Here is a 23,339-nt window from a genome sequence, read left to right as displayed (position 1 = left end):
TCCCTTTGATTTCAAGTCTGATGCTGCAGGACTATGCCGCGCCGGTTACCAGCGCGACGAGCTCGTTTCCGGACGTTTCGGAAGCGCGTACGGTCGCCGCCATCTTTCCCGCCCGCATCACCCAGATCTGGTCGGACAGGCGGCGGACCTGATCGAAATTGTGGCTGACCAGGATGACGCTGACGGATTGCTCGCGCAGGCGCCGGATCAGCGCCTCGACATTGGCCGTCTCCTGCACGCCGAGCGCCGCCGTCGGTTCGTCCATCACCACCAGCTTGGCGCCGGAGCCGACAGCGCGGCAGATCGAGATCGCCTGCCGCTGGCCGCCCGACAGGCGTCGCACGCGCTGGTTGATCGACGGCACGTTGATCGACAGCCGCGACAGCATTGAGCGGGCCTCGCGCTTCATCGCCTTGCGGTCGAGGAAGGCGAACGGGCCGATGCGGCGCACGATCTCGCGGTTGAGGAACAGGTTCTGCGCGACCGTCAGTTCGTCGATCAGCGCCAGGTTCTGGTGCACGGTCTCAATGCCGGCCTTGCGTGCCTCGTCGGGATTGGCGAAGGGCCGCGCCCGTCCGTCGAAGAACAAATTGCCGGTGTCCGGCTGATGCACGCCGACCAGGCTGCGGATCAGCGTCGACTTGCCGGCGCCATTGTCGCCGATGACGGCGGTGACCTCGCCGCGACGGGCCTGGAAGGCGACGTCGGTGAAGGCGCGGATGCCGCCGAAATGCTTGCTCAGCCCTTCGCAGGCGATGATCGCCTCAGTGGCGGGGATATGATGGGGAGCGCTCATTTCTGATACCGCATGATCAGCGCCGCCAGCACCACGATGGCCCCCACGGCAAGCGGTTGGTAGAAAGCCGAGACGTTGAGCAAGGTCAGGCCGTTGACGAGTGCTGTGAGCATCAGCGCGCCGATCGCCGGTCCCAGAATGCTGGCGCGGCCGCCGAACAGGCTGACGCCGCCCAGCACCACCGCCGCCACCGAATTCAAGAGCAGGCTGGTGTTGATCTGCGGTTCGGCCGAGCCGATGCGGGCGACCAGGAGAATGGCCGCGATGCCGGCGCAGAGACCGGAAATCGTATAGGCGGCGATCTTGACCCGGTTGGTGCGGATGCCCAGCGCGCCGGCACTTTCAGCCTGGCCGCCGGTCGCCAGCAGATGTACGCCGAAGCGCGTGTGGTAGAGCGCGATATGGGCGACGATGACGGCTGCGATCGCTACCCAGACCGGATAGCCGAACGGTCCGAACGAGCCCGAGGCGAGCCTGAGCAGGAAGGTCGAGCCGACCATGGTCGGTTCGCCGCCCGACAGGATGAGCCCAAGCCCGGTGATGCCCGACAGCGTGCCGAGCGTCACCACGAAGTCGGGGATCTTGCCTGCCGTAATGATCAGCCCGTTGAGGAAGCCGACGGCGCTGGTGGCGAGAACCGCGAGCATGCAGGCGATGAAGATGCCGTAGTCGGCGGCATTGACGAGGCCGAGGATGATGGCGCCGAGCATGACGGCGGCCGCCAGCGACAGGTCGATGCCCGAGGTGGCGATGACGAAGGTCTGGCCGATCGACAGCACGACCAGGATCGCAGCCGCCAGCAACAGCGCCTGCAGATTGGCGACGCTGAGAAAGACCGGCTGGGCGATGCCGAAGACGATGACGAGGCCGACCAGGCCGACGACGGATGCCCAGTCGGCCCAGAAGGAGGGATCGAGGAGGAGAGCCGCCAGGGAGGGACGGCTCTCCTCCGCACCCGCCGAATGGGCGGCGGGCGCGTTGTCTGCAGGTGTGCTCACTTCAGCATCTCGCGGAAGGGATCGGGATAGTCGCCGCCCGGACGCGGAAAATTCTTCAGCGAGGCTTCGGCATTGTCCTTGTTGATCAACAGCACCGGTGCTGGCACGTTGGCCGGCAGTTCCTTGCCCTTGGCGGCCACTGCACAGGCCTCGAGGCCCATGGCGCCGACGACATAGGGATATTGGGCGACGGTGGCGGTGAGTTCGCCTGATGCGATCGACTTCAGCGCGTCGACGATGCCGTCGAGGCCGATCACCTTGACGTCCTTGCCCGAGGTCCGCACGGCGCGCTCGACGCCGAGTGCCATGATGTCGTTGGCGGCGAAGAAGCCGGCGAGGTCCGGATGGGCAGCGAGGATATCGGTTGCGGCGGTCAGCGCCTTTTCGCGATCCCAGTCGGCGCTGACCATCACCACGATGTCGAGTTTACCTTCCACCGCCTGCTTGAAGCCCTTGATGCGGGCGTTGGAGCCGACATCGCCGACGATGCCGGCGACCAGCGCGACCTTGGAGCCCTTCGGCACCAGCTTCAGCATCTCTTCGCCGGCCAGCGCGCCGGCGGCGACATTGTCGGTGCCGATATAGGTCGAGACGGCAAAGCCGGCGGCCTTGGCCTGCTCGGGGTCGATGGTCGAGTCGATGTTGACGATCGGCTTCTTCTTCTGGGCGACCGGCACCAGCGCCTGGACGAGATTGGAGACGCTGATCGGGTTGACCAGGTAGCAATCGAAATCCTGCATGGCCATGGCGGTCAGGCGGTCGGCCTGGCCGGTGGCGTCACCCATGTTGGCGGCGGCCTGGACGCTGACATTCACGCCGTTTGCCTTGGCCTGCTCCTCGATGCCCTTCTGCATGGTCTGGAAGAACGGATTGTCGAGGCCTTTGACGATGGCCGCGACTTTCGCCGCATCCTCGGCATGGGCGGGCGCTGCGATGATGGCTGCAAGCATGCCTGCGCCAAGCAGGTTCGTGCCAAGCTTCAGGCAATTGAACATACGCATGGTTTTTCCTCCTCCTGATTGTTTTATGGGCTGCATCAATGTCGCTGGCCGGCGACTGCAATGTCCGACGGGGCGCGAGCCCGGCGCCCCGCGCGATGGTCTCGCAACAGAATGCTGCCCGCTTGGGATGTGCGGACTGCAGCCCAGGTTCGGGCACTTTCGACGTCAGGCATTGCTCCTCCCAGAGCGCCGGTCGATGCCATGCCGGCGTTTGCGCATGTTTTATAAAAAATTGACACGCGTCAAGATTTAAAATGTGCGTAGCGATTTTGACTGTGCGCCCTTGGGGCATGACTGTCCTGCTGGCATGCGCTACAACCAAGGCGCGAAAAAAGTGCCGGCCTCAGGGAACCAGTTGGGGGATGTCCGCGTTGGTCGCTACTTTTGTGCAGAGGGAGGTTTCGGGTGGGGCGTTTCGAAATCGTGGAAGAGCCAACGGGTACGTTTTCGATTTTCGACACAATCACGGAATTGCCGGCAGCGGTCGAGGGGGGCGTGTGCATTGGGCTTTATCGGCACGAAGTGCCGCTGGCGCTGCTTGCAGCGGTTGAAACGGTCCAGCCCGGCCCTTTTTCGCTGCTGCCCTCATTGTCGGTGTTGAACGACTGGCGGGCCCATCGAGACGGTCTGCTGGCATGAGCAAAGGTGCCTGATGTCGCATCGAAAATCATACCGTATGGGAAATCACGCCCTGTTGTCGAAAGCGGCGGTGAGGCATGGAAAGCAAGGGGAGGTTGCAGTGCGTCGGGAGGTGAAGCGATGTCTGATCAGGACGACCTGATCCGAGCTGCCATCGGTCGGCTGCTCGCCGAGAAGACAGGCGCTGCCGTCATATCGATGAGAGAGAGCATCACCGAGCTTCTGGCGCTGACCGGTGCCGCGCTGGACGAAAGACTGCAAGACCTGCTGCTGGAAATGGCCGAAGTCCGCGGCATGATGGTCGCTCTCGACTTCTGAGCAATATCGGCTGGGGTCGATGGGCATCAGTCCGCTACGCCGGCAACGCCTTCACCGGCAGTTCAACACTACTGCGCCGGCTTCAATGCTGAACCAAGCACCCGGGGTTAAAGATCGAGCAAAACCGTTCCTTGCGGGCGGCTGCAACATGCCAGGACATAGCCGGCCGACTTCTCTTCAGGGGCCAGACCGCCGAGATCCTCCATGGCGACTTCGCCGGACAACTTGGCGATGCGGCAAGTGCCGCAAACTCCCTGCTGGCAGGCGGTTGGGACGTAGACGCCACATTGGCGTGCCGCCTCCAGCAGCGTCTCTCCGGGCAAGCAGTTATGCACGATCCCGGAGCGGACGAAACGGACCGAAGATGGTATTGTCGAGGCCGGTTCCAACTGAGGGCTGCTGACGCCGCCGAAGCTCTCCTGGTGGTACCGCGACGGAGCCACGCCAATCGCATCCAGGCAGGCACGTGCGGCTTTCATGTACGCTTCAGGGCCACAGGCAAAGATAGTGCGGTTGTGGAGATCGGGAACGAGGGTCAGCAGCATCTGACTGTCTATTCTGCCAGTCGGCCCCCTCCAGGTGGGATCTTCCTGGCTACAAACGCACGTTACTTTTACGTTGGGAAAGCGAGAGGCAAGTGCGTCCAATTCCCGTCGAAAGATTATGTCACCAGGCGTTCTGGCACTATGAACGAATGAGATATCCTGGTCGGCCGCGCGGTCGGTAAGCGCACGCAGCATGGACATCACCGGCGTTATCCCGCTGCCGCCCGAAAGGAAGAGCGGCTTTTCATAGGGCAGGTCATCGAGACTGAATGAGCCGAGCGGCCCTTCGATCTCGATCTCGTCGCCCGCCCCCAAATTGTCGTGGAGCCAATTCGAAACCAGGCCGCCCGGTGTTCGCTTCACCGTGATCTGCAGGTCGAGCGGTCGCGTCGGTGGTGACGAAACAGAGTAGGAGCGCGTCACCGCGGCACCCTCGATCTTGAGGTGCACGAGCACATACTGGCCCGCGCTGAAGCAGAACATCCGATCCGTCGGGGATGTGAAAACGAAGGTTTTCACATCGGGCGTTTCCTCGATGACACGACGGCAGAGTACAAGCTGCGATGTGGTTTGTGCCCATTGCCGATGGCGCCTCATCGGGAGGAGGTCGGGGGCCCCAAAGGAAACGTGTGCGTTCATCATTCATCTCGGTTTGAAGTCGAGCCAAGATGTCAGTTCCAGGCCCCCCGCAACAGAAGCATCCCTGCCGAGTTATGATCGAGTATTTCGATTACATATCCAGTGACATCACGGCAACGTGAAGGGCGCGGATTCCCTTGCGGATGATCGGTTCGTGTTTGCGGCGCGCCAGGATGGCCGTGTGTACCGGCTGATGCAGCGTCGGAGCGCCTTCGACGATGAACGATGGGCGTTCGAGGGCGAACCTGCGCGCATCGTCACTTCTCATATAGCAGGTGCCGCCCGTGCGCCGTAGCATCATCTCCGCCAAGGTTTCCGATCCCATGGAAAGGCGACAGATCGCCAACTCGCCGAGCAATTCGGCATGGGCCTTCTCCAGCAGGACCGTATAGCCCGGACGAATGTAGGTTTCGGGATCGACCTCGGAGAGGGTTCTGGCCACCGTGGAAACCATCACATATTCCTCAACCATCAAATGCTCATAGGAGATTTCGGGTAGGTATCGCGGAGCGTAAAGCACTGCGATGTCGAGATTTCCCATGCTTAGGTCGCTGACCATCTGGTTTGAATAATCCGACTCGACATGGATCGACGATTTGGGAAGAGCCTGACACAGCGTCTCCACCCAACCCGGCAAAACCGAGCGGGTCATCCCGACCTGCGCGGCGACGCGCAAGGTGCCTTCGAAACGATTGAACGCCCGGACATCGTGGCGAGCCTGCGACCATGTGGACAGCAAGGATCTTGCATAAGCTTCGAACCGGCGCCCTGCGGCGGTCGGCTCCGCCCCGGCGCGTCCGCGCTGGAACAGTTCGGACCCGATTGCGCTCTCGAGGTTCTTAATGCGGGTGCTGATCGTCGACTGGGTCAACCCTAGCCGATCCGCGGTGCGATTGAAGTTTCTCGATTCGATAATGTCGAGAAAGGTCTCGATGTGATCAAGTTGCATGAAATATCCAATCGAAAAACTCGATCATATTCCACGTATCATAAGCTTGATCAAACAATACTCAAGGCGGAAGCTGCAGCAGATCAGCGGCCGGCAGCGCCGCCGGGACGAGACACGGATACGGAGCGGAAGAAGTGTTCATAGTCGACTGCGACTGTCATAATTACTGGTCAAGCGCCACCGTGTTGGAGCCCTATCTCTCCGGCTTGTGGAAAGACATGTTCATCGAGGGCGAGAAAACAGGTCCCGTTGGCGCCTTTCCGCATGGTCATCGGCCCTGGTTCCACCCGCAGGACTTTTCCCGCAAGGACATCCGTCCGAAAACGGAAGCCGACAACTATCTCATCATGAAAGAGAAGCACCTCGACAAATACAAAGTCGACGTGGCGATCCTGACCGGCGATGAGCCTATCGAGGCGTCGACCCTGGCTAACCCTTACTATGCCAGCGCTCTGGTCAGCGCCTACAACGATTATCAGATCGATCAGTGGTTGCCGAAAGACGATCGTTTCATGGGCTCGATCATCATCGCGCCACAGGATCCGAAGCTCGCTGCCGCCGAGATACGCCGTCTTGGCAGTCATCCGCGCATGGTCCAGGTTCTCGCCTCCCAGGGGTCCGTCAAGCCGTATGGCGACCCGTTTTACCACCCGATCTACGAAGCCTGCGCGGAAGTGGGGTTGCCATTCGCCATTCATCTGGGCGGGCATGGGGGCGTGAATTCAACTGCCATTGCTCCTGCCCCGACGACATTCTTCTGGGAAACGCATGCCATTCTGCACATGTCGGCGATGTCGCACGTGGCAAGCATGATCGCCCATGGCGTCTTCGAGAAATGGCCGGACCTCTACTTCGTGATCATCGAGTGCGGCGTCGCCTGGGTTCCGTCGGTCCTTTGGCGCTTGGACGCCGACTACAAAGCGCTGCGCAAGGAGACGCCATGGCTGAAGATGCTGCCGTCTGAATATTGCCGGCGCAACATCCGCTTTTCCACGCAGCCGCTGGAGCAGCCTGCAAACATCCAACATCTCTGGTCCACGCTCGAAGCGATGGACGGCGAAAACACGCTGATGTTTGCATCGGACTATCCGCACTGGGATTACGACGATGCCAACACGCTGCAAATCCCTCCTGCCTGGAAGAGCAAGATCATGGGACTGAACGCGCTGGAAGTCTACAAACGCATCCCCCGCGCGCAAGCCGCGAATGCCGCCTGAGGAAGCATACGATGCCCGAGAAGACCTATATCTGCCGCGTCGACGAGATCGAAACAGGGTCTCCGTTCATCGCCAAGATCCGCAGCCTTTCGGTCGGGATTTTCCGCATCGGAGATTCATTCCACGCGCTGCTCAATGTCTGTCCGCACCGCGGCGCTCCGCTTTGCGAGGGGCCGCAATGCGGCACAACCGCGCCCGTTGAACAGGCGCAATTCATCTATCATCGCGAAAACGAGATCGTTCGATGCGCCTGGCACGGCTGGGAGTTCGACATCAAGTCAGGCGCGGCCTTGGTCGATCCCTCCGTTCGCGCGCGCACATTTCCAGTCACCGTCGAAGCCGGCGGCATCTACGTGACGGCCTGATTGGCGCAAGCCGATTGGGATTGGAAAAATTCGAAGGAAAGGTGGCGGGAGCCAATAAGCAGATTTGTTCGCCGGTGCTTGACGAGAAATAACGCGGAGAACTCCGCAATGGGAGAGTCAAATGTCAGAATCTGAATACAAGCTTGGTATCGCGCAAAGCCTGATCGGAGGCGGCAAGGTTTCCCGCCGCGACTTCATTCATCTTGGGCTGGCCGCGGGCCTGACCGTTGCCGCCGCCGACCGGCTGTTCGTGAGCACGGCGCGGGCCGAACCGATGCAGGGCGGCTTCGCCAAGCTCGGCATGGCTCATGGCGCGACGACGGATTCGATCGATCCGGCCGGCTACCCCGACACGTTCACACAAACCGCATTTTCGGGCTCGCTGTCCAACAGCCTCACCGAGGTCGACGCCAAAGGCAATGTCCAACCGGACCTCGCCGAGAGCTTTGAAACTTCGGATGGGGCCAAAACCTGGGCCTTCAAGCTGCGCAAAGGCGCAACCTTTCATAACGGCAAGACCGTGACGGCGGATGACGTCGTGACCTCCTTGCAATATCACATGGGCAAGGACACCAAATCGGCGGCGAAATCGCTGTTGGACTCCGTCGCCGACGTCAAGGCGGACGGCCCGGAAACGGTGGTCTTCACGCTCAAGGACGGCAACGCCGATTTCCCTTACATCATGAGTGACTACCATCTGGTCATCATGCCGGCCAAGGACGGCAAGGCGGATTGGGCTTCAGGCGTTCGCACCGGTGCTTTCGTCCTCGAGAATTTCCAGCCCGGTGTTTCGGCCAAACTCAAGCGCAATCCAAACTACTTCAAGAATGGCAAGCCCTACCTCGACGAGGTGGAGTTCATCGCCATCACGGATCTTGCCGCCCGCATGGCGGCGCTGTCCACGGGGGAGGTGGACTATATCGGCCGCGCCGACCTGAAGACCCTCGGCATGTTGAAACGCAATCCCAAGGTGGAAATCGTCGAAGTCACTGGGTACGGGCACTATACCTTGCCGATGAATGTCACGATGGCGCCGTTTGATAATCCGGACGTGCGAATGGCATTGAAATGGGCGATCAATCGACAAGAAATCGTCGACAAGATCTTTCTTGGCCACGCCACTGTGGCCAACGACAACCCGATCGCGCCGGCCATCAAATTCGCCAAGGATCCAGAACCGCGACACAGCTTCGATCCGGAAAAAGCCAAGCACTACCTGAAAAAGGCCGGAATGGAGAACCTGAAAGTGGATCTCTCGGTCGCCGATGCCGCTTTTGCGGGCGCGGTGGACGCGGCTTCGCTCATTCGCGAAACGGCAGCCCAATGCGGCATCGACGTCAATGTCGTGCGTGAGGCCGAGGACGCTTATTGGGACAATGTCTGGCTGAAGAAACCCTGGTGCGCTTCCTATTGGAGCGGTCGGGCCACGGCCGACTGGATGTTCACGCAAGCCTTCGCCGCCGACTCCAGTTGGAATGAGTCTTTCTGGAAAAATCCCCACTTCAACGAATTGCTTGTCCAGGCGCGCGCCGAGACGGACGAGGCCAAGCGAGCGGCGATGTATGCCGAGATGCAGCAGTTAACCCACGATGACGGCGGCAGCATCGTGCTGGTCTTCAACAATTTCGTAAGCGCGCAATCCAAAAAGCTCGCACACGGTGATGTGGCGCCCAACTGGGAGAACGATGGACTGAAAATGGCCGAACGCTGGTGGATCGCCACGGCATGAGATGGCGGGCCGGAGCCGCGATGGTTTTGAGGCTCCGGCCGGCTTACTCCGAGTGCAGGGCTGCCGCCCAAAGGGAAACGCCACGCACATGAACCCCGTCGCAAGAACGGTCCTGCAGCGCCTTGGCCTCGGCCTGGTCACTTTGTTCATCGTGTCCATCATCATCTTCTCTGCGATCGCGATGCTTCCAGGCGACTTCGCCAAGGCCACGCTAGGGCAATCGGCGACGCCCGAAACGGTCGCCGCGTTCCAGCGGGAAATCGGCATCGATCGTCCGCCTGTCGAGCGCTACTTCGTTTGGGTCGCCCAGATGCTCCATGGCGATTTCGGCTCTTCGTTTGCGAGCCGCACCGGATATCGGCGTACCGTGGCCGAGATCATCGCACCACGCCTCTACAACACGATGTTCCTTGCAGCGGTGACTGCGCTGATAGCTGTTCCTCTGGCCTTGGGGCTTGGCATTCTGGCTGCGCTGTACCGCAACGGTTGGTTCGACCGGCTGGTGAATGTCGCGACACTGACAACCATTTCATTCCCGGAATTTTTCGTCGCCTATATGCTCGCCTACCTGGTGATCTCGCGCGACACGTTCATCGGATCCGATTTCGCTCAAACGCTGCCTCATTGGCTCACTGTCTCGCTGAACTGGGCGCTCAATGCGGTTCCCAAATTTCCGACATTGTCGAATGTGAACGATCAGACGCCATTTTGGGAGCATCTCTGGAAAGTGGCCCTGCCGGCAATCACCCTTACGCTCGTAATCGTGGCCCACATGATGCGCATGACCCGAGCGGCCATCATCAACATGCTGGCAAGCCCCTACATCGATATGGCGCGCCTCAAGGGAATGTCCCCGATGGTGATCGTGCTGAGGCATGCCCTGCCCAATGCCTGGGCTCCGATCGTCACTGTGGTAGCATTCAACCTGGCGTATCTCATCGTCGGAGTGGTCGTGGTCGAGGTCGTGTTCGTCTACCCCGGCATCGGCCAGCTGATGGTTGACGCGGTGAAATCCAGGGATGTTCCGGTTGTCCAGGCCTGCGCCCTGATTTTCGCCGCGACTTACATCCTTCTCAACTTGCTAGCCGACGTTATTTCCATCGCCACCAATCCCAGGCTCTTGCACCCGCGATGACCAGATCCGAATCTGTCGCGGCGGTTCGGAGGCTGAGGCGCTCGCGTGCGACCCGGGCGAAAACTGCGCTGAAGAAGGCACCGTTCAGCGCATGGTTCGGCATCGTCGTGATCCTCGGCTACGTTTTTGTTGCGGTCTTCGCGCACTGGATAGCCCCATATGGCGAGACGCAGGTTTTCAGCGAAGCCTTCGCGCCGTGGAGCCAGGAGTTCAAACTGGGAACCGATCAGCTCGGCCGCGACATGCTTACCCGCTTGATCTACGGTGCGCGCAACACCATCGCTATCGCGGTCGCGACCACGTTGCTGTCCTTCGCGGTCGGCGTCTCGCTCGGCCTTCTTGCCGCATTGTACAGGGGGTGGCTCGACCAGATCTTGTCGCGTGCGGTGGACGTGCTGATGTCGATCCCGAGTCTGATCTTCGCGCTGGTGCTGCTGACGATCTTCGGCTCGTCGATCACCAGCCTGATTGTCATCATTGCGCTTCTGGATTCCACCCGGGTCTTTCGGCTTTCTCGCGCCGTCGGGCTTAACGTGGCGGTGATGGAATATGTCGAGGTGGCACGATTACGCGGCGAGGGACCGAAATGGATCATCGCCAAGGAAATCCTTCCCAATGTCATGCCGCCACTGGTCGCCGAGTTCGGCTTGCGATTCTGCTTCGTGTTCCTGACAGTTGCGGCGCTGTCGTTTCTCGGCGTCGGTATTCAGCCGCCGACGGCCGATTGGGGATCAATGGTGCGCGAGAACGCGACCCTGATCACCTATGGCGATGTCACGCCGCTACTTCCGGCCGGCGCGATTGCTCTCCTTACCGTGTCCGTGAATTTCGTGGTGGACTGGTTCCTGCAAGCAACAAGCGGGTTGCGGGATGAAAAGTAGCGGCCCAGGCCCACGCGAAAAAGGAAAGGATCTGCTTCAAATCCGCAATCTGCATGTGGAGGGGTTTTCGGATGAGCGGTGGCATCCCATTGTCCACGGGGTCGATCTGACGCTGAAGCGGGGCCAGGTTCTTGGGCTGATCGGAGAGTCAGGCGCCGGCAAGTCCACCATTGGCCTTGCCGCAATGGGTTATGCCAAGCCGGGCTGCCGGATCACGCAAGGCTCGGTCCTGTTCGACGGGATTGATCTTCTGGCAGTCAATGAAAAAGGGCGCCGTCGCCTCAGGGGCTCCCGCATTGCCTATGTCGCGCAAAGCGCGGCTGCCTCTTTCAATCCGGCACATCGGCTCTTGGAACAAACCGTCGAAACCGCGGTGGCGCATGGAATTGCCGGCCGGGAAGAGGCGAACCGGAGCGCCGTCGATCTTTATCGACGCCTTCAACTCCCAGAACCGGAGACCATAGGCTTTCGCTATCCTCATCAGGTCTCCGGCGGGCAGTTGCAACGGGCAATGACAGCGATGGCAATGGCTTGTCGTCCGGACCTCATAATATTCGACGAGCCAACAACGGCGCTCGACGTGACCACGCAGGTTGAAGTTCTAGCTTCCATTCGCAACATCGTGGAGGAATTCAGCACCGCTGCAATCTACGTGACGCATGACCTAGCGGTGGTGGCGCAAATGGCGGATCGTATCATGGTTCTGCGCCACGGACGTACCGTGGAGGAGGCTGATACACGCCAGATGCTGGCCTCGCCCAGCCAGGAATATACAAAAACGCTCTGGGCCGTACGCAAGCTCGCCAAGCCCGAAGTTCCAGCCGATGACAATCTGCTGACGATAGACAACGTTACCGCGGCCTATGCAGGAAAGGTCAAGGTGCTCCAGGATGTCTCCATCAAGGTTCCGCGCGGAAGAACCGTGGCTGTGGTTGGCGAATCCGGTTCGGGGAAATCGACGCTCGCTCGAGTCGTCACCGGCCTTTTGCCGCCAATTTCAGGTTCGATTTCTTTTGCCGGCCAGCTTCTTTCCACGGGCCTGAAGACGCGGCCGAAGGAGGTCCTGCGCCGCATACAGATGATTTATCAAATGCCCGACAACGCCCTGAATCCGCGCCAAACGGTCGAAGAGGTCATAGCGCGGCCGCTCGAATTCTACCTCGGCCTTCGGGGCGCGCGGAGGGATCGCCGGATCGGCGAACTTATGCACATGGTCGAGATGAGCGAAGATTTTCTGGAACGCCTGCCTGGCGAGCTGTCGGGTGGCCAAAAACAGCGCGTCTGCATTGCCCGCGCGTTGGCTGCCGATCCGGAGCTTATCATCTGCGACGAGATCACGTCCGCGCTCGACCAGATCGTCCAAGAGGAAATTCTCAAGCTTCTCATACGTCTCCAACGTGAACTCGGAATGAGCTACATCTTCATTACCCATGACATTGCTACCGTGCGCGCGATAGCCGACGAAATCGTCGTCATGCACCGCGGCAAAGTCGTCGAGCAAGGATTGAAGAGCGAAGTTCTCACGCCACCGCACGCGGCCTATACCGAACGGCTATTGTCCTCTGTTCCGGAAATGAATCCGGACTGGCTGACAAGGCTGCTGGCCAGCCGGAAGATCTGACGGATCGGCTATCCGTCAACGCCCGGCATATTCCTCACGATCAGCTTCCTTCGCGATCACCCGATGTCAGCCATATGGCCGGCAACGCCGTTACGATCTTTCCTGGAGCGCTAACGCTGCTCGATCAGCGTCTTTGCCGCGTCTTTCCCCACCGCGAGGATGCGATCGGACAATTCCGTTCCGCCCACGGCGCGGGCCATTTGCAGCGTGCCGAGGAGCGTTGCGAAGACAGCCAGCGCCACGCCCTCCGGATCCTTGGCCTGCGGTAGCGCTTGCGCCAAGTGGCGCACCAAGGCCAGCAGGTGGTCTGTATAGGCTTCACGCGTTTCAGGCGGCTGACGGGCGAGCTCCGGCAGCAGCGCAGCTGACGCGCAGCCCTTTCCGGGATTGTCCCGGTGCTCGGCCGACAGATACGTGTCGATGGCCATCTCCACGCCCGAAGCCAATGCTTCCGCCAGTTGCTGCGCCTGAAGCTCCATCGCCGCCGCCACGCTTTCGCGGACAAGCTGCGCCTTGGATTGAAAGTGTGGATAGAAGGCGCCGTTCGTCAGCCCGGCGTCGCTCATGATGGTCGCCAGTCCGGACGCAGCTATGCCGTCGCCGCGAAAGCGTTCCGCTGCGACCTCCATGATCCGTCCGCGCGAGGTGTCCTTCCGGCCCTTTTCGTAGCGCATGGCTGCTATTCCTTTCTGCTATTGCATTATGAGCGTAATCTGATATTACGACTGTAATTCAACGGGCGCAAAAAAGCTAGCCCTCATGATTTTGGAGCACGAAATGAATGCGAATTCCGGAAAAACCGCTGTTGTGACGGGAGCCTCTTCGGGCATTGGCCGCGCCAGTGCCGAGGCTCTGGCAAGGGCGGGGTTCACGGTTTTCGGAACCAGCCGGCGCAAGGCCGACGACGGCCCGGACGGGGTGACCATGCTGGTTTGCGACGTGACCGACGGTGAAGCCGTTGCCGCACTCGTTTCGACGGTGCTGTCGCAAACCGGCCGGATCGACCTCTTGGTCAACAATGCCGGCGTCGGCCAGCTTGGAGGCGCCGAGGAATTCTCGATTGCACAGGTGCAGGCCTTGTTCGACGTCAATCTGTTCGGCGTCATCCGCGTGACCAATGCGGTGCTGCCGTCGATGCGGCGGCGTGGCGAAGGGCGCATTGTCAATATCGGCTCTGTGCTGGGACTGGTGCCGGCGCCGTATTCAGCGCATTATTCGGCAGTCAAGCACGCGCTCGAGGGCTATTCTGAATCGCTCGACCATGAGGTTCGTGCCTTCAATATCCGTGTCTCGGTCATCGAGCCGGCATTCGTTCGTACTGTCTTCGACCAGAACGGGCTCCAGCCGGATTCGCCTTTGCAGGAATACGATCAGGCTCGAGCTACGCTGGAAGCGCTGCTTCGCGATGTGATGCCTGTCGCCGATCGGCCCGAAGTGGTGGCGCAGGTGGTCGTCAAAGCAGCGACCGATGCCCGTCCGCAACGGCGCTACACCGCCGGCAAGGCAGCGCGCCAAGTCAGCCTGCTGCGTCGCTTTGCTCCCGCAGGGATATTCGACAAGAGCCTGCGCAAACAGTTCCGCCTGCCGGTCTGAACGACAGCGAGCAGAGGATTTCACGCACATGCGACTAGCCAAAAATACTCTCAGAAAGTCACTGCCATGAAGGCATTCGTCGTCGACAAGTATAGTAAGAACGGCACGCTGCGGCTGGCCGAAATGCCGGAGCCGAAACTCGGGGACAGCGATGTCCTTGTCGAGGTCCACGCCGCGGCGGTGAACCTGCTGGATTCCAAGGTCAAAACCGGAGAGTTCAAGCTGATCCTGCCCTATCGCCGACCGTTCATCCTGGGTCACGACGTGGCCGGGAGGGTTGTCCGCGTGGGATCGAAAGTCCGCAAGTTCAAACTCGGCGACGACGTCTATGCGCGGCCGCGCGATGGCCGGATCGGGACATTTGCCGAGTTCATAGCCATGGATGAGGCGGATGTGGCGCTGAAGCCCGGGAACCTCAGCATGGAAGAGGCGGCCTCGATTCCGCTGGTCGGCCTGACCGCCTGGCAGGCGCTCATCGAAAGGGCCAACCTGAAGAGGGGACAGAAGGTCTTCATTCAAGCCGGATCCGGCGGCGTGGGGACATTCGCCATCCAACTGGCAAAGCATCTCGGCGCGACCGTTGCGACCACCGCCAGCGCGGCGAGTGCCGGTCTGGTCAAGGGGCTCGGCGCCGATGTCGTCGTCGACTACAAGAAAGACGATTTCGAAAAAGTGCTGTCGGGCTACGACGTCGTCTTGAACAGCCAGGACACAAAGACACTTGAAAAGTCACTGAATGTGCTGAAACCGGGAGGCAAGCTCATCTCCATCTCCGGCCCACCGGATCCCGACTTCGCCAGGGAAAAGGGACTGAACATGGTGCTGAAGCTGGTGCTTCGCCTGCTGAGCCGCGGTATTCGAGCGAGAGCCAAGCGCCGTGGCGTGACGTTCTCGTTTCTCTTCATGTGGGCGCAGGGCGAGCAATTGAGCAAGATCGCATCGCTCATCGAAGCCGGTGCGATCCGCCCGGTTGTCGACCGGGTCTTTCCCTTCGAAGCCGCCAACGAGGCGCTGGCCTATGTCGAAACAGGACGCGCCAAGGGCAAGGTCGTCATCAAGGTCCGATAGCAACTCAGCTGCGATCGAGGTCAGCCGCGCCGGGCTGCATCGATCGCCGCGACGTCGATCTTCGTCATCTCCATCATCGCATCAAAGGCGCGTTTGGCTTCCTCGCCGCCGGCCGCCATGGCCTCGGTCAACGTGCGCGGCGTGATTTGCCAGGACACGCCCCATTTGTCCTTGCACCAGCCGCACGCGCTCTCCTGGCCGCCATTGCCGACGATGGCATTCCAGTAGCGGTCGGTTTCCTGCTGATCGTCGGTGGCGATCTGGAACGAGAAGGCCTCGCTCTGCTTGAATGTGGAGCCGCCGTTCAATCCGATGCAGGGAATGCCGGCAACGGTAAATTCGACCGTCAACACGTCGCCTTTCTTGCCGGACGGAAAGTCGCTCGGCGCACGGTGAACGGCGCCCACCCTGGTGTCGGGAAAGGTCTCCGCGTAGAAGCGAGCCGCAGCCTCGGCGTCCTTGTCGAACCAGAGGCAAATCGTGTTCTTTGGCATCGTTGGCATTGCGTGTTCCTTTCGGTGTTAGAGTTGGCGGAGGTCAGCCCAGCAAATTACGTGCCGTGCGCATGAAGATCCTTGACCCGATCGGGATCAGGTCGTCGGGAAAGTCATAGTCGGGATTGTGCAAGGCAGGGTGCCGCTCGCCTGCACCGAGGAAGAACATCGCCGACTTGGCACTATGGCCGAACAGGCCGAAATCTTCAGAGGCGCGCATCGGCAGGGCTTCTTCGCCGTGCGCGACGCCCTCTTCATCGAGCGCGCGCCGCAGATGCTCCACCGCGTCCGGCGCGTTGACGCTGGCGACGAAGATCTCGTGATAGTCCCAGCGGACGGAAAGGCGATGCTCGCCCGCGATCTTGGCGACCAGTGCTTCGGCAGCAGCGCACAGGTTTGCCATGCGCTCGTCACGCCGGGTGCGCAGCGTTGCCCACACCTCGGCGTGAGCCGGCGCGATGCCGAACACGGCTTCGCCCATCGCGGCATGGGTGACCGTCAGCATGGAGAAGTCGTCATCGGCGAAGGTCCCGCGCCCGAGCGCCGGCAGCGCCGGCATCAGCTCACTGATCGCCAGCATCGGCGAGATGCCGGTCTCCGGCATGGACGAATGGGCGGTCTTGCCTTCCAGCACGATGCGCATGCCGCGTGATGCACAGTTGACCACGCCGGCTTTGAGCCGCACCTCGCCGAACGGCACGCCGGGCAGGTTGTGCAATGAGAAAGCGAAATCCGGCACGATCTCGCCGAAGCGCGGATCGGCGACGACGCCGGCCGCGCCATTGCCGGTTTCCTCCGCCGGCTGGAACATCAGCACGACGCGGCCGCTTGCAGGCCTCTCGCGCCCCAACTGACGGCCGAGGGATGCCAGGATCGCGGTGTGTCCGTCATGGCCGCACATATGCGACTTGCCCGGCACGCGCGACGAATGCGGCACGCCTGAAAGTTCTTCGATAGGCAAGGCATCGAGTTCCGAACGGAACAGCACCGTCGGCCCCGCTTTGCCGCTGTCATATATGGCCGCGACGCCGTGCCCGCCGAGCTGTGTCAGCACCTTGTCCGGCCCCGTATCGGCGAGGAAGGCGACGACCTCTTTTGCGGTCTTCTCCTCTTCATTCGAGATTTCCGGTTGCTGATGCAGCTTGCGCCGCCATTCGGTTAGTTCGACAATGTCTCGATTGGTCAAAGTCATGCTTTTTCAGCCTCCGCTGCACTCTTCATTTCATTGACACGTCCAGTCTCAGGGGGTGTCAAACGCAATGTTGAATTGCTAGCGATAAAGGGCAGTTCCCGCCACAGTCCAAGTTTCGGGCTTCGGCAGGCCAGAAACGACCGTTCTCCCAGCCACTCTCAGCCTATTGATTGATCTCGGGCTCGACGAGCTTTGCCAGATTTCTGAGCGACTCCTGCCAGCCGAGATAGCAGGCCTCGACCGGAATGACGTCCGGAATGCCCGCCTGGGTGATGTCGATTTCAGTGCCGACCGACACTTTTTTCAAGACCACGGTCACTCGTATCTCGCCGGGCAGGTTGGGATCGTCGAACCTGTCGGTGTAAAGCAGGCGCTCGCCCGGAACGAGTTCGAGATATTCGCCGCCGAAGGAGTGGCTGTCGCCGGTGGTGAAATTGCGGAACGACATCTTGAACGTGCCTCCGACCTTTGCCTCGAAATTATGGACCGTGCAGGTGAAGCCGTTTGGCGGAAGCCACTTGGCCAGCGCGTCCGCTTCAACGAAGGCGCGATAGACCTTTTCCGGGCTGGTCGTCAGAACGCGGTGCAAACGTACGGTGCCGGGCATTGCTGGATCCTTTCATGAATGCCTGTTCGATACCCCAAGGACGGACGAAGGCTAGCCAGTCCGACATTGGTTTGCGAATTTTTTGGGTTTGCGAATTTTTTGAGGCGCACGGCCTGCGTACCCACAGGCATGCCGTTCGACCCCGCGCCTGTCGGGCGAGGCGGCGGACGAACTGCACCGGCTCTGGAGCTGGCGTTCACCTGCTAAATCGGGTTCCTGAGCCATCTTGTTGTTCAGGCGCGGTTTTGCCGATTGGCGCGAACGGCCGCGCGTCCCGGCCAATGCTTCGAACGCGCTAAATAGGGCAGCGCGTCTTTGCCGTCCATGTGCCGATCATTAGAATTTGCATCTGATCAGAGTTGATTTCCTATCAGGCCGTTAATGCGGCCATGCTTTTAATAAGCATTTGCTAATAAATCCTCCGAACCTGAGGCAAGCAATGACCAAGAATCTCGGCAATGCACGTCATACGCCAGCGAAGGACCAGCAGGTCTCCCTTCTAGGCAAAGCCGCGCCGGCACTTTTTCCGCTGGTCGTGGCGGCACTGGGCTACATGATTGGCAAGCAGTTCTTCGGCATCTAGCCGCGAAGACAGGGTCTTCCGTTCCCCAAACGTCCCGGCGGACCAACCATGTCAACGCCGCGGGGCGCCGTTGACATTGCAGCGGCGTGTCGCCGGACATCAACGTCAAACATGGACGTCGCCGAAGGAAAGTTCGCCGTCGTCGCCGGCCGCGAAGAAGGCGAAGGCGAGCAGCCCGACATAGAAAGCCGCCACAAAGACCACGATCGCCACACCGGGAATCGGGCCAAGGGCGGCGCTGTCTACGGCCTCGCGAAGCGAGCCGACAAAGCCGGTCCTGACACCTGCGGACTGAAGGCTGGGGGTCGATATCTTCAGCACCCAGGCCAGTAGCAGGATCAGGAAGAGATAGAGATAATTTCGCCGCAGGCGGCGCGCCAGCGCGACACGTTGCGACAGCAGGAATTTCGGCGCGCGCAGGCCTTCGCCGACGATGAGCAGCCAGTCCGAGGCGAAGTCGGGCTGTGGGGAAAAGATCTGGGCGAAATAGTGGCGTTCGAACTGGCGTACGCGCGCCCGATAGAAATCGAAGAACCGATAGCGGCGCGCCTCGATCCACAGCAACAGCAGGATCAGCAGCATGGCGAACAGCAGCACGCCGTGATGCGCACTGGCCGTCGACAGCGATACCGAAAGCAGCGCCGCCACCACCGTGATTGCCCAGTTGGTTGTCCTGTCCAGCCGGTCGCGCCATCCCGCCATGCGAGCGATCTCGGCGCGGTGGAAATGGGACAGCGTGTTGACGCGCTCCGCCGATGAAAGGACGGGGCCAGCGGGCTTTGCCGACGCGTCGTTCATGGCATCCTCCGGCAAGGAACAGAACAGTTTGCCGGCAACATCGTTCCAAGACGGCTGCACGGCCCTTGAGAATCCTTCAGCCTTCGGCAACATGGCGGTAGGGCTGGGAGCGCGAAGATGAGCAAGGCTATTTCCACCGCATCATCGAGGGTCCCGCGCAACACGCCGATGGCGCTGACCGAGGATCTCATCGCGCGCACCATGCGTGCTGTCGAGGATGCCGGGCCGACGCCGGGCATGGTTCACATGACCGATGCCGACTATGCGCGCATCCGCGACGAGGTGCTGGCCGGCGCTCCGGCCGGGCCGCTGAAACTATTTGCCTATGGCTCGCTGTTGTGGAAGCCCGCCGGCGAGGTGAGGGGCGGAGAACGCGCGGTGGCCAGCGGCTGGCATCGTTCGTTCTGCTTCACGGTGCAGCGTTTTCGCGGCACGGTCGAGCAGCCCGGCCTGATGATGGCGCTCGATCGCGGCGGCCAGTGCCAGGGCATGGTGTTCGAGATCGCGGAGCCGGTGGCGGCTAACCTCGAAGCGCTGCTGCGCCGCGAAATGACCATCCTGCCCGCCGTCAACGTGCCGCGCTGGCTGCAGGTCAGGACCGAAGGCGGCCCATGTCGCGCGCTTGGCTTCGTCGTCGATCCCGCCAATCCGCGTTATGCCGGCAAGCTCGACAAGCAGGCGATCGCGGCGACGCTGGTGACAGCCGCCGGTCATTGGGGCTCGGGTGCGGAATATCTGTTCGAGACCATCCGCCACCTCGAAGCCTGCGGTATCCGCGACCGCAATCTTTGGGCGTTGCAGGAACTGGTGGCCGTGGAGATCGGGCTGACCGTCGCCCAGAAGTGATCCGCCCAGAAGTGATGCGCTCAGACGCGGCACGCTTCAGTCGTGTTTGGCCCCGGATGCTTGCAGGCCACAGCACCTTGCGAAGCAAATCTCTGATTTCGGAAGTCTCCGCAGTGAGGATTTAATGAATTGAAAACTGTTCTGGCCCAACGATGACCTGAACACCGGCGCAGGAAACGGTGCGCGTGGGCAAATCATGAAATCCTCGACCGGAGAGCATTATCCAGCGCTGGATCATGTTCGTGGCCTGGCGGCCTTTCTTGTCTTTACCTGGCATTTCCTTCATGCGTCTCCTGAAGGCCCGGTGCCTTATGACTTCGTGCCGGCTCTTCCCCTCTTCAGCGTTCTGGATGAAGGGCATACTGGCGTTTCCCTGTTCATGGCGCTTTCCGGGTACCTGTTCGCCAAGCTGCTCGATGGAAAACAGATCAGCTATCTGCCCTTCTTTGCCAACAGGGCCCTCAGGCTGCTTCCACTTCTCCTGGTCGTGATATGTATCGAGGCTTGCCGCAGGTACCTGGCCGGCCAGTCTCTCGACGGGTATTTCACGGGCGTCGGATTGGGGTTTCTTTTTCCCACCCTCCCGAATGGCGGCTGGTCGGTAACGATCGAAGCGCACTTCTACCTGTTGCTGCCGTTCTTGCTGATGGCATCCAGGCGGTTTGTGTTCGCGCCCTTGCTGTTCATCGCGGCAGCCATTGTGCTGAGGTCCGTCCTGTATGTGCAGATCGGCGAAGTGCAGTCGGCGGCGTCCGTAACCATCATAGGCCATGCGGATCAGTTCCTGGCCGGCATTCTTGCCTTCCACCTGCGTGCCCACGCGAAGAACCAACACTGGCTGGCGCTGGCCGTTCTCATGGCTTTTTCGGGGTTCTTCTGGTGGTTCGATGCAGCCGGCGGATTTTACCAACTGGGCCGCTATCCGTCGCCTCATTGGATATGGATCATCCTGCCGACCCTGGAGGCGGCAGCCTATTCATTCGGCATCGCCTACTACGACACGAGCTTTTCGAAAAAGCGAACAAGCCCGCCGTTCAGGATACTGGAGAAGACGGGGGCCTACAGCTATTCGATCTATCTTCTGCACCTGTTCTTCGTCATGCAATTGGCGGCGTTCATAGACACGAATGTCATGAGCATCAGCAATTTCTACGTCGCATGCCTCTGGTCCGCATTGTGCTTCGTGGCGACGATCCCGATCGGCTATCTCAGCTACACCTGCGTCGAGGCGCCATTCCTGCGCCTGCGTCTGCGCTATATGGACCGAAAGCCCGAAACTGCGGCATCGACCGCGGCTGAGCTTGGATCGGTCATCGCCCATAGACCGACCTCGTTCAGCCGTCCCTGAGCCACACCAGCATTTCGCCGGGCTCGCGGTTGTCCCAGGCGAAATAGGGAATGGCGGTCAGGCGCGTCTCGGCGGTGGTCGGCGGCTCGGGCCTGTAGAGCCCGTCCTGCCAGCCGTCGGGGACATCGGCAAGTGCCGCGGTCGACAGCGTCACCACACCGCCGAGAAGTTCCGGCCGGTGCTGCGCTTCGATGGTGGCCGTCCGCGGCAGCGTCAGGCGATGCGGCTGGCTGTCATTGTCTGATGCCTCGACGCAATAAATCAGCGGACCGCGCGACAGCGCGACGCGGCCCGCATCCTGGCGCACCTGCGGGTTGGCATAGAGCCGCTCGATCGGCATTTCGAGATCGAGCCGGACATTGTCGCCCTTTTTCCATGTCCGCTTGATCGCGGCGTAGCCGTCGCTGGTGATTTCAGCCAGCTTGATGGCTTCGCGGTTCACCTTCAACTGGGCACTGGCGCTCCAGGCGGGAATGCGCAGGTGCAAGGTGAATTCGACCGGCGCCTGCGGTTCGAGCGCGATCTCGACGGCGCCGTCCCAGGGATACCTGCTCGTCTGCGTCAGGCTGACCGGGACGCCCGATATGTCGAAACGGGCGGTCGAGTCGCCATAGAGGTGGATGGCCAACGCATCGTCGGCCAGGCTGTAGAAATAGCTGCCGATCGAGGCGACCATGCGCCCGATATTGGGTGGGCAGCACGGGCAGCGGTGCCATTTCCACCTGTTGTGCTTGCCCCGGCTTTCCAATGGATTCTCGTAGAAAAACAGCGAGCCGTCGAGCGACAGGCCCGAGATCGAACCGTTGTAGAGGGCGCGTTCCATCATGTCGGCGTAGCGCGCGTTCGGCCCCATGCCAAGCATGCGGCTGGCCCAGAACACCAGGCCCACCGCTGCACAGGTCTCGGCATAGGCGCTCTCGTTGGGCAGGTCGTAGTCGCTGGTGAACCCCTCATTGTGCGCCGATGGTCCCAGTCCGCCAGTGATATAGAGGCTCTTGGTGGTGAGATCGTCCCACAGAAGGTCGAGTGTCGACCGCAGCGTGTCGTCGCCATATTCGGTGGCGATGTCGGCCATGCCCGAATAGAGGTACATCGCTCTGACCGCATGGCCGACGACCTTGTCCTGTTCGCGCACCGGGATGTGTGACTGGCTGTATTCATAGGTCTTGAAATGATAGGCCTTCGGGTCGGCGCCGCGGGCGCGGGCCTCCTCGTCGAAATAATGTGGCTGCTGCCCGCGCTGGTCGATGAAGTATTTGGCCAGCTCCATGTATTTCCGCTCGCCGGTCACCCGCGCCAGCTTGACCAGTGCCAGCTCGATCTCCTCATGACCGCAATAGCCCTTCTTCTTGCCGGGCTCGGGGCCGAGCACCGACGCGATATGGTCGGCATAGCGGCACATGATGTCGAGCAGCTTGCGTTTTCCCGTCGCCTGGTAATAGGCGACCGCGCCCTCGATCAGGTGGCCGGCGCAATAGAGCTCGTGGCAGTCGCGCAGATTGGTCCAGCGCTTGCCGGGCTGGATGCGCTGATACCAGCTCGAGAGATAGCCGTCCTCCTGCTGCAGCTTGCCATACATGTCGATGACGGCATCGATCTTCTTCTCCAGTTCGGGGTTCTTGCGCCGGTAAAGCGAATAGGCCGCGGTCTCGATCGTCTTGCCGAGATCGGAATCCCAGAACATCTGCGTGGTCACCGTCGATCCGGTGAATTCCGCGCCCTGGCGATCGGCTTCGTCGGGAGAGGGCGAGTGAAAGGGGATGACTATGCCGGGCGAGGGGCGGTCCGGATCGATCTGCTCCAGCATGCGGGCCTCGACGCAGCGCTCGTAGAGGATGTCGGCGGTGCGTGTGGCGACAGCGTCGGCGCGGTCGCCCCAGAAGCCGTGCACGTCGACCTGCGGCACCGGCAGCGGGCGGAAGGCGAGCTTCGGTTTTCCGGTTTTTGCGGATGGCGATGCGGTCATGAAACTTACTC

24 protein-coding genes are annotated in these 23,339 nt (G+C 61.0%); 13 read left to right on the top strand and 11 right to left on the bottom strand.

Annotated features, from left to right (window positions below; genetic code table 11):
- Window positions 1-31: 31 nt before the first annotated feature.
- The 3 genes from NKH95_RS15505 to NKH95_RS15495 are packed head-to-tail and all read right to left on the bottom strand — an operon-like array spanning window position 32 to window position 2,795.
- Complete coding sequence (locus NKH95_RS15505) at window positions 32-796, bottom strand: ATP-binding cassette domain-containing protein (protein ID WP_352891953.1); 765 nt, start codon at window positions 794-796, stop codon at window positions 32-34.
- Window positions 793-1,794, bottom strand: a complete 1,002-nt coding sequence (locus NKH95_RS15500) for an ABC transporter permease (protein WP_023809371.1) — start codon at window positions 1,792-1,794, stop codon at window positions 793-795. The genes NKH95_RS15505 and NKH95_RS15500 overlap by 4 nt, the downstream gene beginning before the upstream one ends.
- Window positions 1,791-2,795, bottom strand: coding sequence for a sugar ABC transporter substrate-binding protein (locus tag NKH95_RS15495; protein ID WP_352551472.1), 1,005 nt, complete (start codon window positions 2,793-2,795; stop codon window positions 1,791-1,793). Before NKH95_RS15495 ends, NKH95_RS15500 begins: the two co-directional genes overlap by 4 nt.
- Before the next feature lie 405 nt (window positions 2,796-3,200).
- On the opposite strand from NKH95_RS15495, the gene NKH95_RS15490 reads away from it, so the two are divergent.
- Both NKH95_RS15490 and NKH95_RS15485 read left to right on the top strand, forming a co-directional pair.
- On the top strand, window positions 3,201-3,434 hold the full coding sequence (locus NKH95_RS15490) for a hypothetical protein (RefSeq protein WP_352891951.1): 234 nt from the start codon (window positions 3,201-3,203) through the stop codon (window positions 3,432-3,434).
- 120 nt (window positions 3,435-3,554) lie between these two features.
- Window positions 3,555-3,752 (top strand): hypothetical protein, encoded by a 198-nt coding sequence (locus tag NKH95_RS15485; protein ID WP_023809368.1) that lies wholly within the window; start codon window positions 3,555-3,557, stop codon window positions 3,750-3,752.
- 107 nt (window positions 3,753-3,859) lie between these two features.
- Here NKH95_RS15485 and NKH95_RS15480 read toward each other — a convergent pair whose 3' ends face one another.
- Together NKH95_RS15480 and NKH95_RS15475 are read right to left on the bottom strand one after the other, a co-directional pair.
- Complete coding sequence (locus NKH95_RS15480) at window positions 3,860-4,816, bottom strand: FAD-binding oxidoreductase (RefSeq protein WP_352891949.1); 957 nt, start codon at window positions 4,814-4,816, stop codon at window positions 3,860-3,862.
- A gap of 211 nt (window positions 4,817-5,027) precedes the next feature.
- Window positions 5,028-5,885: a LysR family transcriptional regulator gene (locus NKH95_RS15475; protein WP_023809366.1), complete on the bottom strand. Its 858-nt coding sequence runs from the start codon at window positions 5,883-5,885 to the stop codon at window positions 5,028-5,030.
- A 134-nt stretch (window positions 5,886-6,019) separates the two neighbouring features.
- Here NKH95_RS15475 and NKH95_RS15470 point away from each other — a divergent pair, with 134 nt between their 5' ends.
- The 6 genes from NKH95_RS15470 (at window position 6,020) to NKH95_RS15445 (ending at window position 12,833) form a co-directional block, all read left to right on the top strand.
- Window positions 6,020-7,102: an amidohydrolase family protein gene (locus NKH95_RS15470; protein WP_023809365.1), complete on the top strand. Its 1,083-nt coding sequence runs from the start codon at window positions 6,020-6,022 to the stop codon at window positions 7,100-7,102.
- A gap of 11 nt (window positions 7,103-7,113) precedes the next feature.
- Window positions 7,114-7,467, top strand: a complete 354-nt coding sequence (locus tag NKH95_RS15465; protein WP_023809364.1) for a Rieske (2Fe-2S) protein — start codon at window positions 7,114-7,116, stop codon at window positions 7,465-7,467.
- 121 nt (window positions 7,468-7,588) lie between these two features.
- Window positions 7,589-9,196: an ABC transporter substrate-binding protein gene (locus tag NKH95_RS15460; RefSeq protein WP_352891948.1), complete on the top strand. Its 1,608-nt coding sequence runs from the start codon at window positions 7,589-7,591 to the stop codon at window positions 9,194-9,196.
- 88 nt (window positions 9,197-9,284) lie between these two features.
- Window positions 9,285-10,331, top strand: a complete 1,047-nt coding sequence (locus NKH95_RS15455; protein ID WP_128306095.1) for an ABC transporter permease — start codon at window positions 9,285-9,287, stop codon at window positions 10,329-10,331.
- Complete coding sequence (locus NKH95_RS15450; protein WP_128306093.1) at window positions 10,328-11,212, top strand: ABC transporter permease; 885 nt, start codon at window positions 10,328-10,330, stop codon at window positions 11,210-11,212. Before NKH95_RS15455 ends, NKH95_RS15450 begins: the two co-directional genes overlap by 4 nt.
- The gene (locus NKH95_RS15445) at window positions 11,202-12,833 is read left to right on the top strand and encodes an ABC transporter ATP-binding protein (RefSeq protein WP_352773593.1); all 1,632 of its coding nucleotides are present in this window, start codon (window positions 11,202-11,204) and stop codon (window positions 12,831-12,833) included. Before NKH95_RS15450 ends, NKH95_RS15445 begins: the two co-directional genes overlap by 11 nt.
- 110 nt (window positions 12,834-12,943) lie before the next feature.
- On the opposite strand, the gene NKH95_RS15440 is transcribed toward NKH95_RS15445, so the two are convergent.
- The gene (locus NKH95_RS15440; protein ID WP_352891947.1) at window positions 12,944-13,507 is read right to left on the bottom strand and encodes a TetR/AcrR family transcriptional regulator; all 564 of its coding nucleotides are present in this window, start codon (window positions 13,505-13,507) and stop codon (window positions 12,944-12,946) included.
- A gap of 103 nt (window positions 13,508-13,610) precedes the next feature.
- On the opposite strand from NKH95_RS15440, the gene NKH95_RS15435 reads away from it, so the two are divergent.
- On the top strand, window positions 13,611-14,426 hold the full coding sequence (locus NKH95_RS15435) for an oxidoreductase (RefSeq protein ID WP_023809358.1): 816 nt from the start codon (window positions 13,611-13,613) through the stop codon (window positions 14,424-14,426).
- A 66-nt stretch (window positions 14,427-14,492) separates the two neighbouring features.
- Window positions 14,493-15,494 (top strand): NADP-dependent oxidoreductase, encoded by a 1,002-nt coding sequence (locus NKH95_RS15430; protein WP_023809356.1) that lies wholly within the window; start codon window positions 14,493-14,495, stop codon window positions 15,492-15,494.
- 20 nt (window positions 15,495-15,514) lie between these two features.
- Here NKH95_RS15430 and NKH95_RS15425 read toward each other — a convergent pair whose 3' ends face one another.
- The 3 genes from NKH95_RS15425 to NKH95_RS15415 all read right to left on the bottom strand — a co-directional run bounded on the left by NKH95_RS15425 (window position 15,515) and on the right by NKH95_RS15415 (window position 17,787).
- On the bottom strand, window positions 15,515-15,988 hold the full coding sequence (locus NKH95_RS15425) for a VOC family protein (RefSeq protein ID WP_174800353.1): 474 nt from the start codon (window positions 15,986-15,988) through the stop codon (window positions 15,515-15,517).
- Window positions 15,989-16,031: 43 nt separating this feature from the next.
- Complete coding sequence (locus tag NKH95_RS15420) at window positions 16,032-17,180, bottom strand: amidohydrolase (RefSeq protein ID WP_352891946.1); 1,149 nt, start codon at window positions 17,178-17,180, stop codon at window positions 16,032-16,034.
- A 163-nt stretch (window positions 17,181-17,343) separates the two neighbouring features.
- A complete protein-coding gene (locus NKH95_RS15415; protein ID WP_023809353.1) occupies window positions 17,344-17,787 on the bottom strand; it encodes an SRPBCC family protein in 444 nt (147 codons plus the stop codon).
- Window positions 17,788-18,226: 439 nt separating this feature from the next.
- Between NKH95_RS15415 and NKH95_RS15410 the strand changes: the two genes are divergently transcribed.
- Window positions 18,227-18,370 carry a hypothetical protein gene (locus NKH95_RS15410; protein WP_023809352.1) on the top strand — a complete coding sequence of 48 codons (144 nt, stop codon included), beginning with the start codon at window positions 18,227-18,229 and terminating at the stop codon, window positions 18,368-18,370.
- A gap of 105 nt (window positions 18,371-18,475) precedes the next feature.
- Here NKH95_RS15410 and NKH95_RS15405 read toward each other — a convergent pair whose 3' ends face one another.
- A complete protein-coding gene (locus NKH95_RS15405; RefSeq protein WP_023809351.1) occupies window positions 18,476-19,168 on the bottom strand; it encodes a DUF2270 domain-containing protein in 693 nt (230 codons plus the stop codon).
- A gap of 117 nt (window positions 19,169-19,285) precedes the next feature.
- Between NKH95_RS15405 and NKH95_RS15400 the strand changes: the two genes are divergently transcribed.
- Window positions 19,286-20,014, top strand: a complete 729-nt coding sequence (locus NKH95_RS15400) for a gamma-glutamylcyclotransferase (protein WP_352441773.1) — start codon at window positions 19,286-19,288, stop codon at window positions 20,012-20,014.
- Window positions 20,015-20,210: 196 nt separating this feature from the next.
- Window positions 20,211-21,362, top strand: a complete 1,152-nt coding sequence (locus NKH95_RS15395; protein ID WP_352891945.1) for an acyltransferase family protein — start codon at window positions 20,211-20,213, stop codon at window positions 21,360-21,362.
- On the opposite strand, the gene NKH95_RS15390 is transcribed toward NKH95_RS15395, so the two are convergent.
- Window positions 21,349-23,328 (bottom strand): glycoside hydrolase family 127 protein, encoded by a 1,980-nt coding sequence (locus NKH95_RS15390; protein ID WP_023809348.1) that lies wholly within the window; start codon window positions 23,326-23,328, stop codon window positions 21,349-21,351. The genes NKH95_RS15395 and NKH95_RS15390 overlap by 14 nt on opposite strands.
- Window positions 23,329-23,339: the final 11 nt, after the last annotated feature.

It is taken from the genome of Mesorhizobium sp. M0848, assembly GCF_040319805.1.
In the GTDB taxonomy this organism is placed as follows: domain Bacteria; phylum Pseudomonadota; class Alphaproteobacteria; order Rhizobiales; family Rhizobiaceae; genus Mesorhizobium.
Note: the sequence above shows the minus strand (reverse complement) of the source record. Positions and strands in the feature narration are given on the sequence as shown.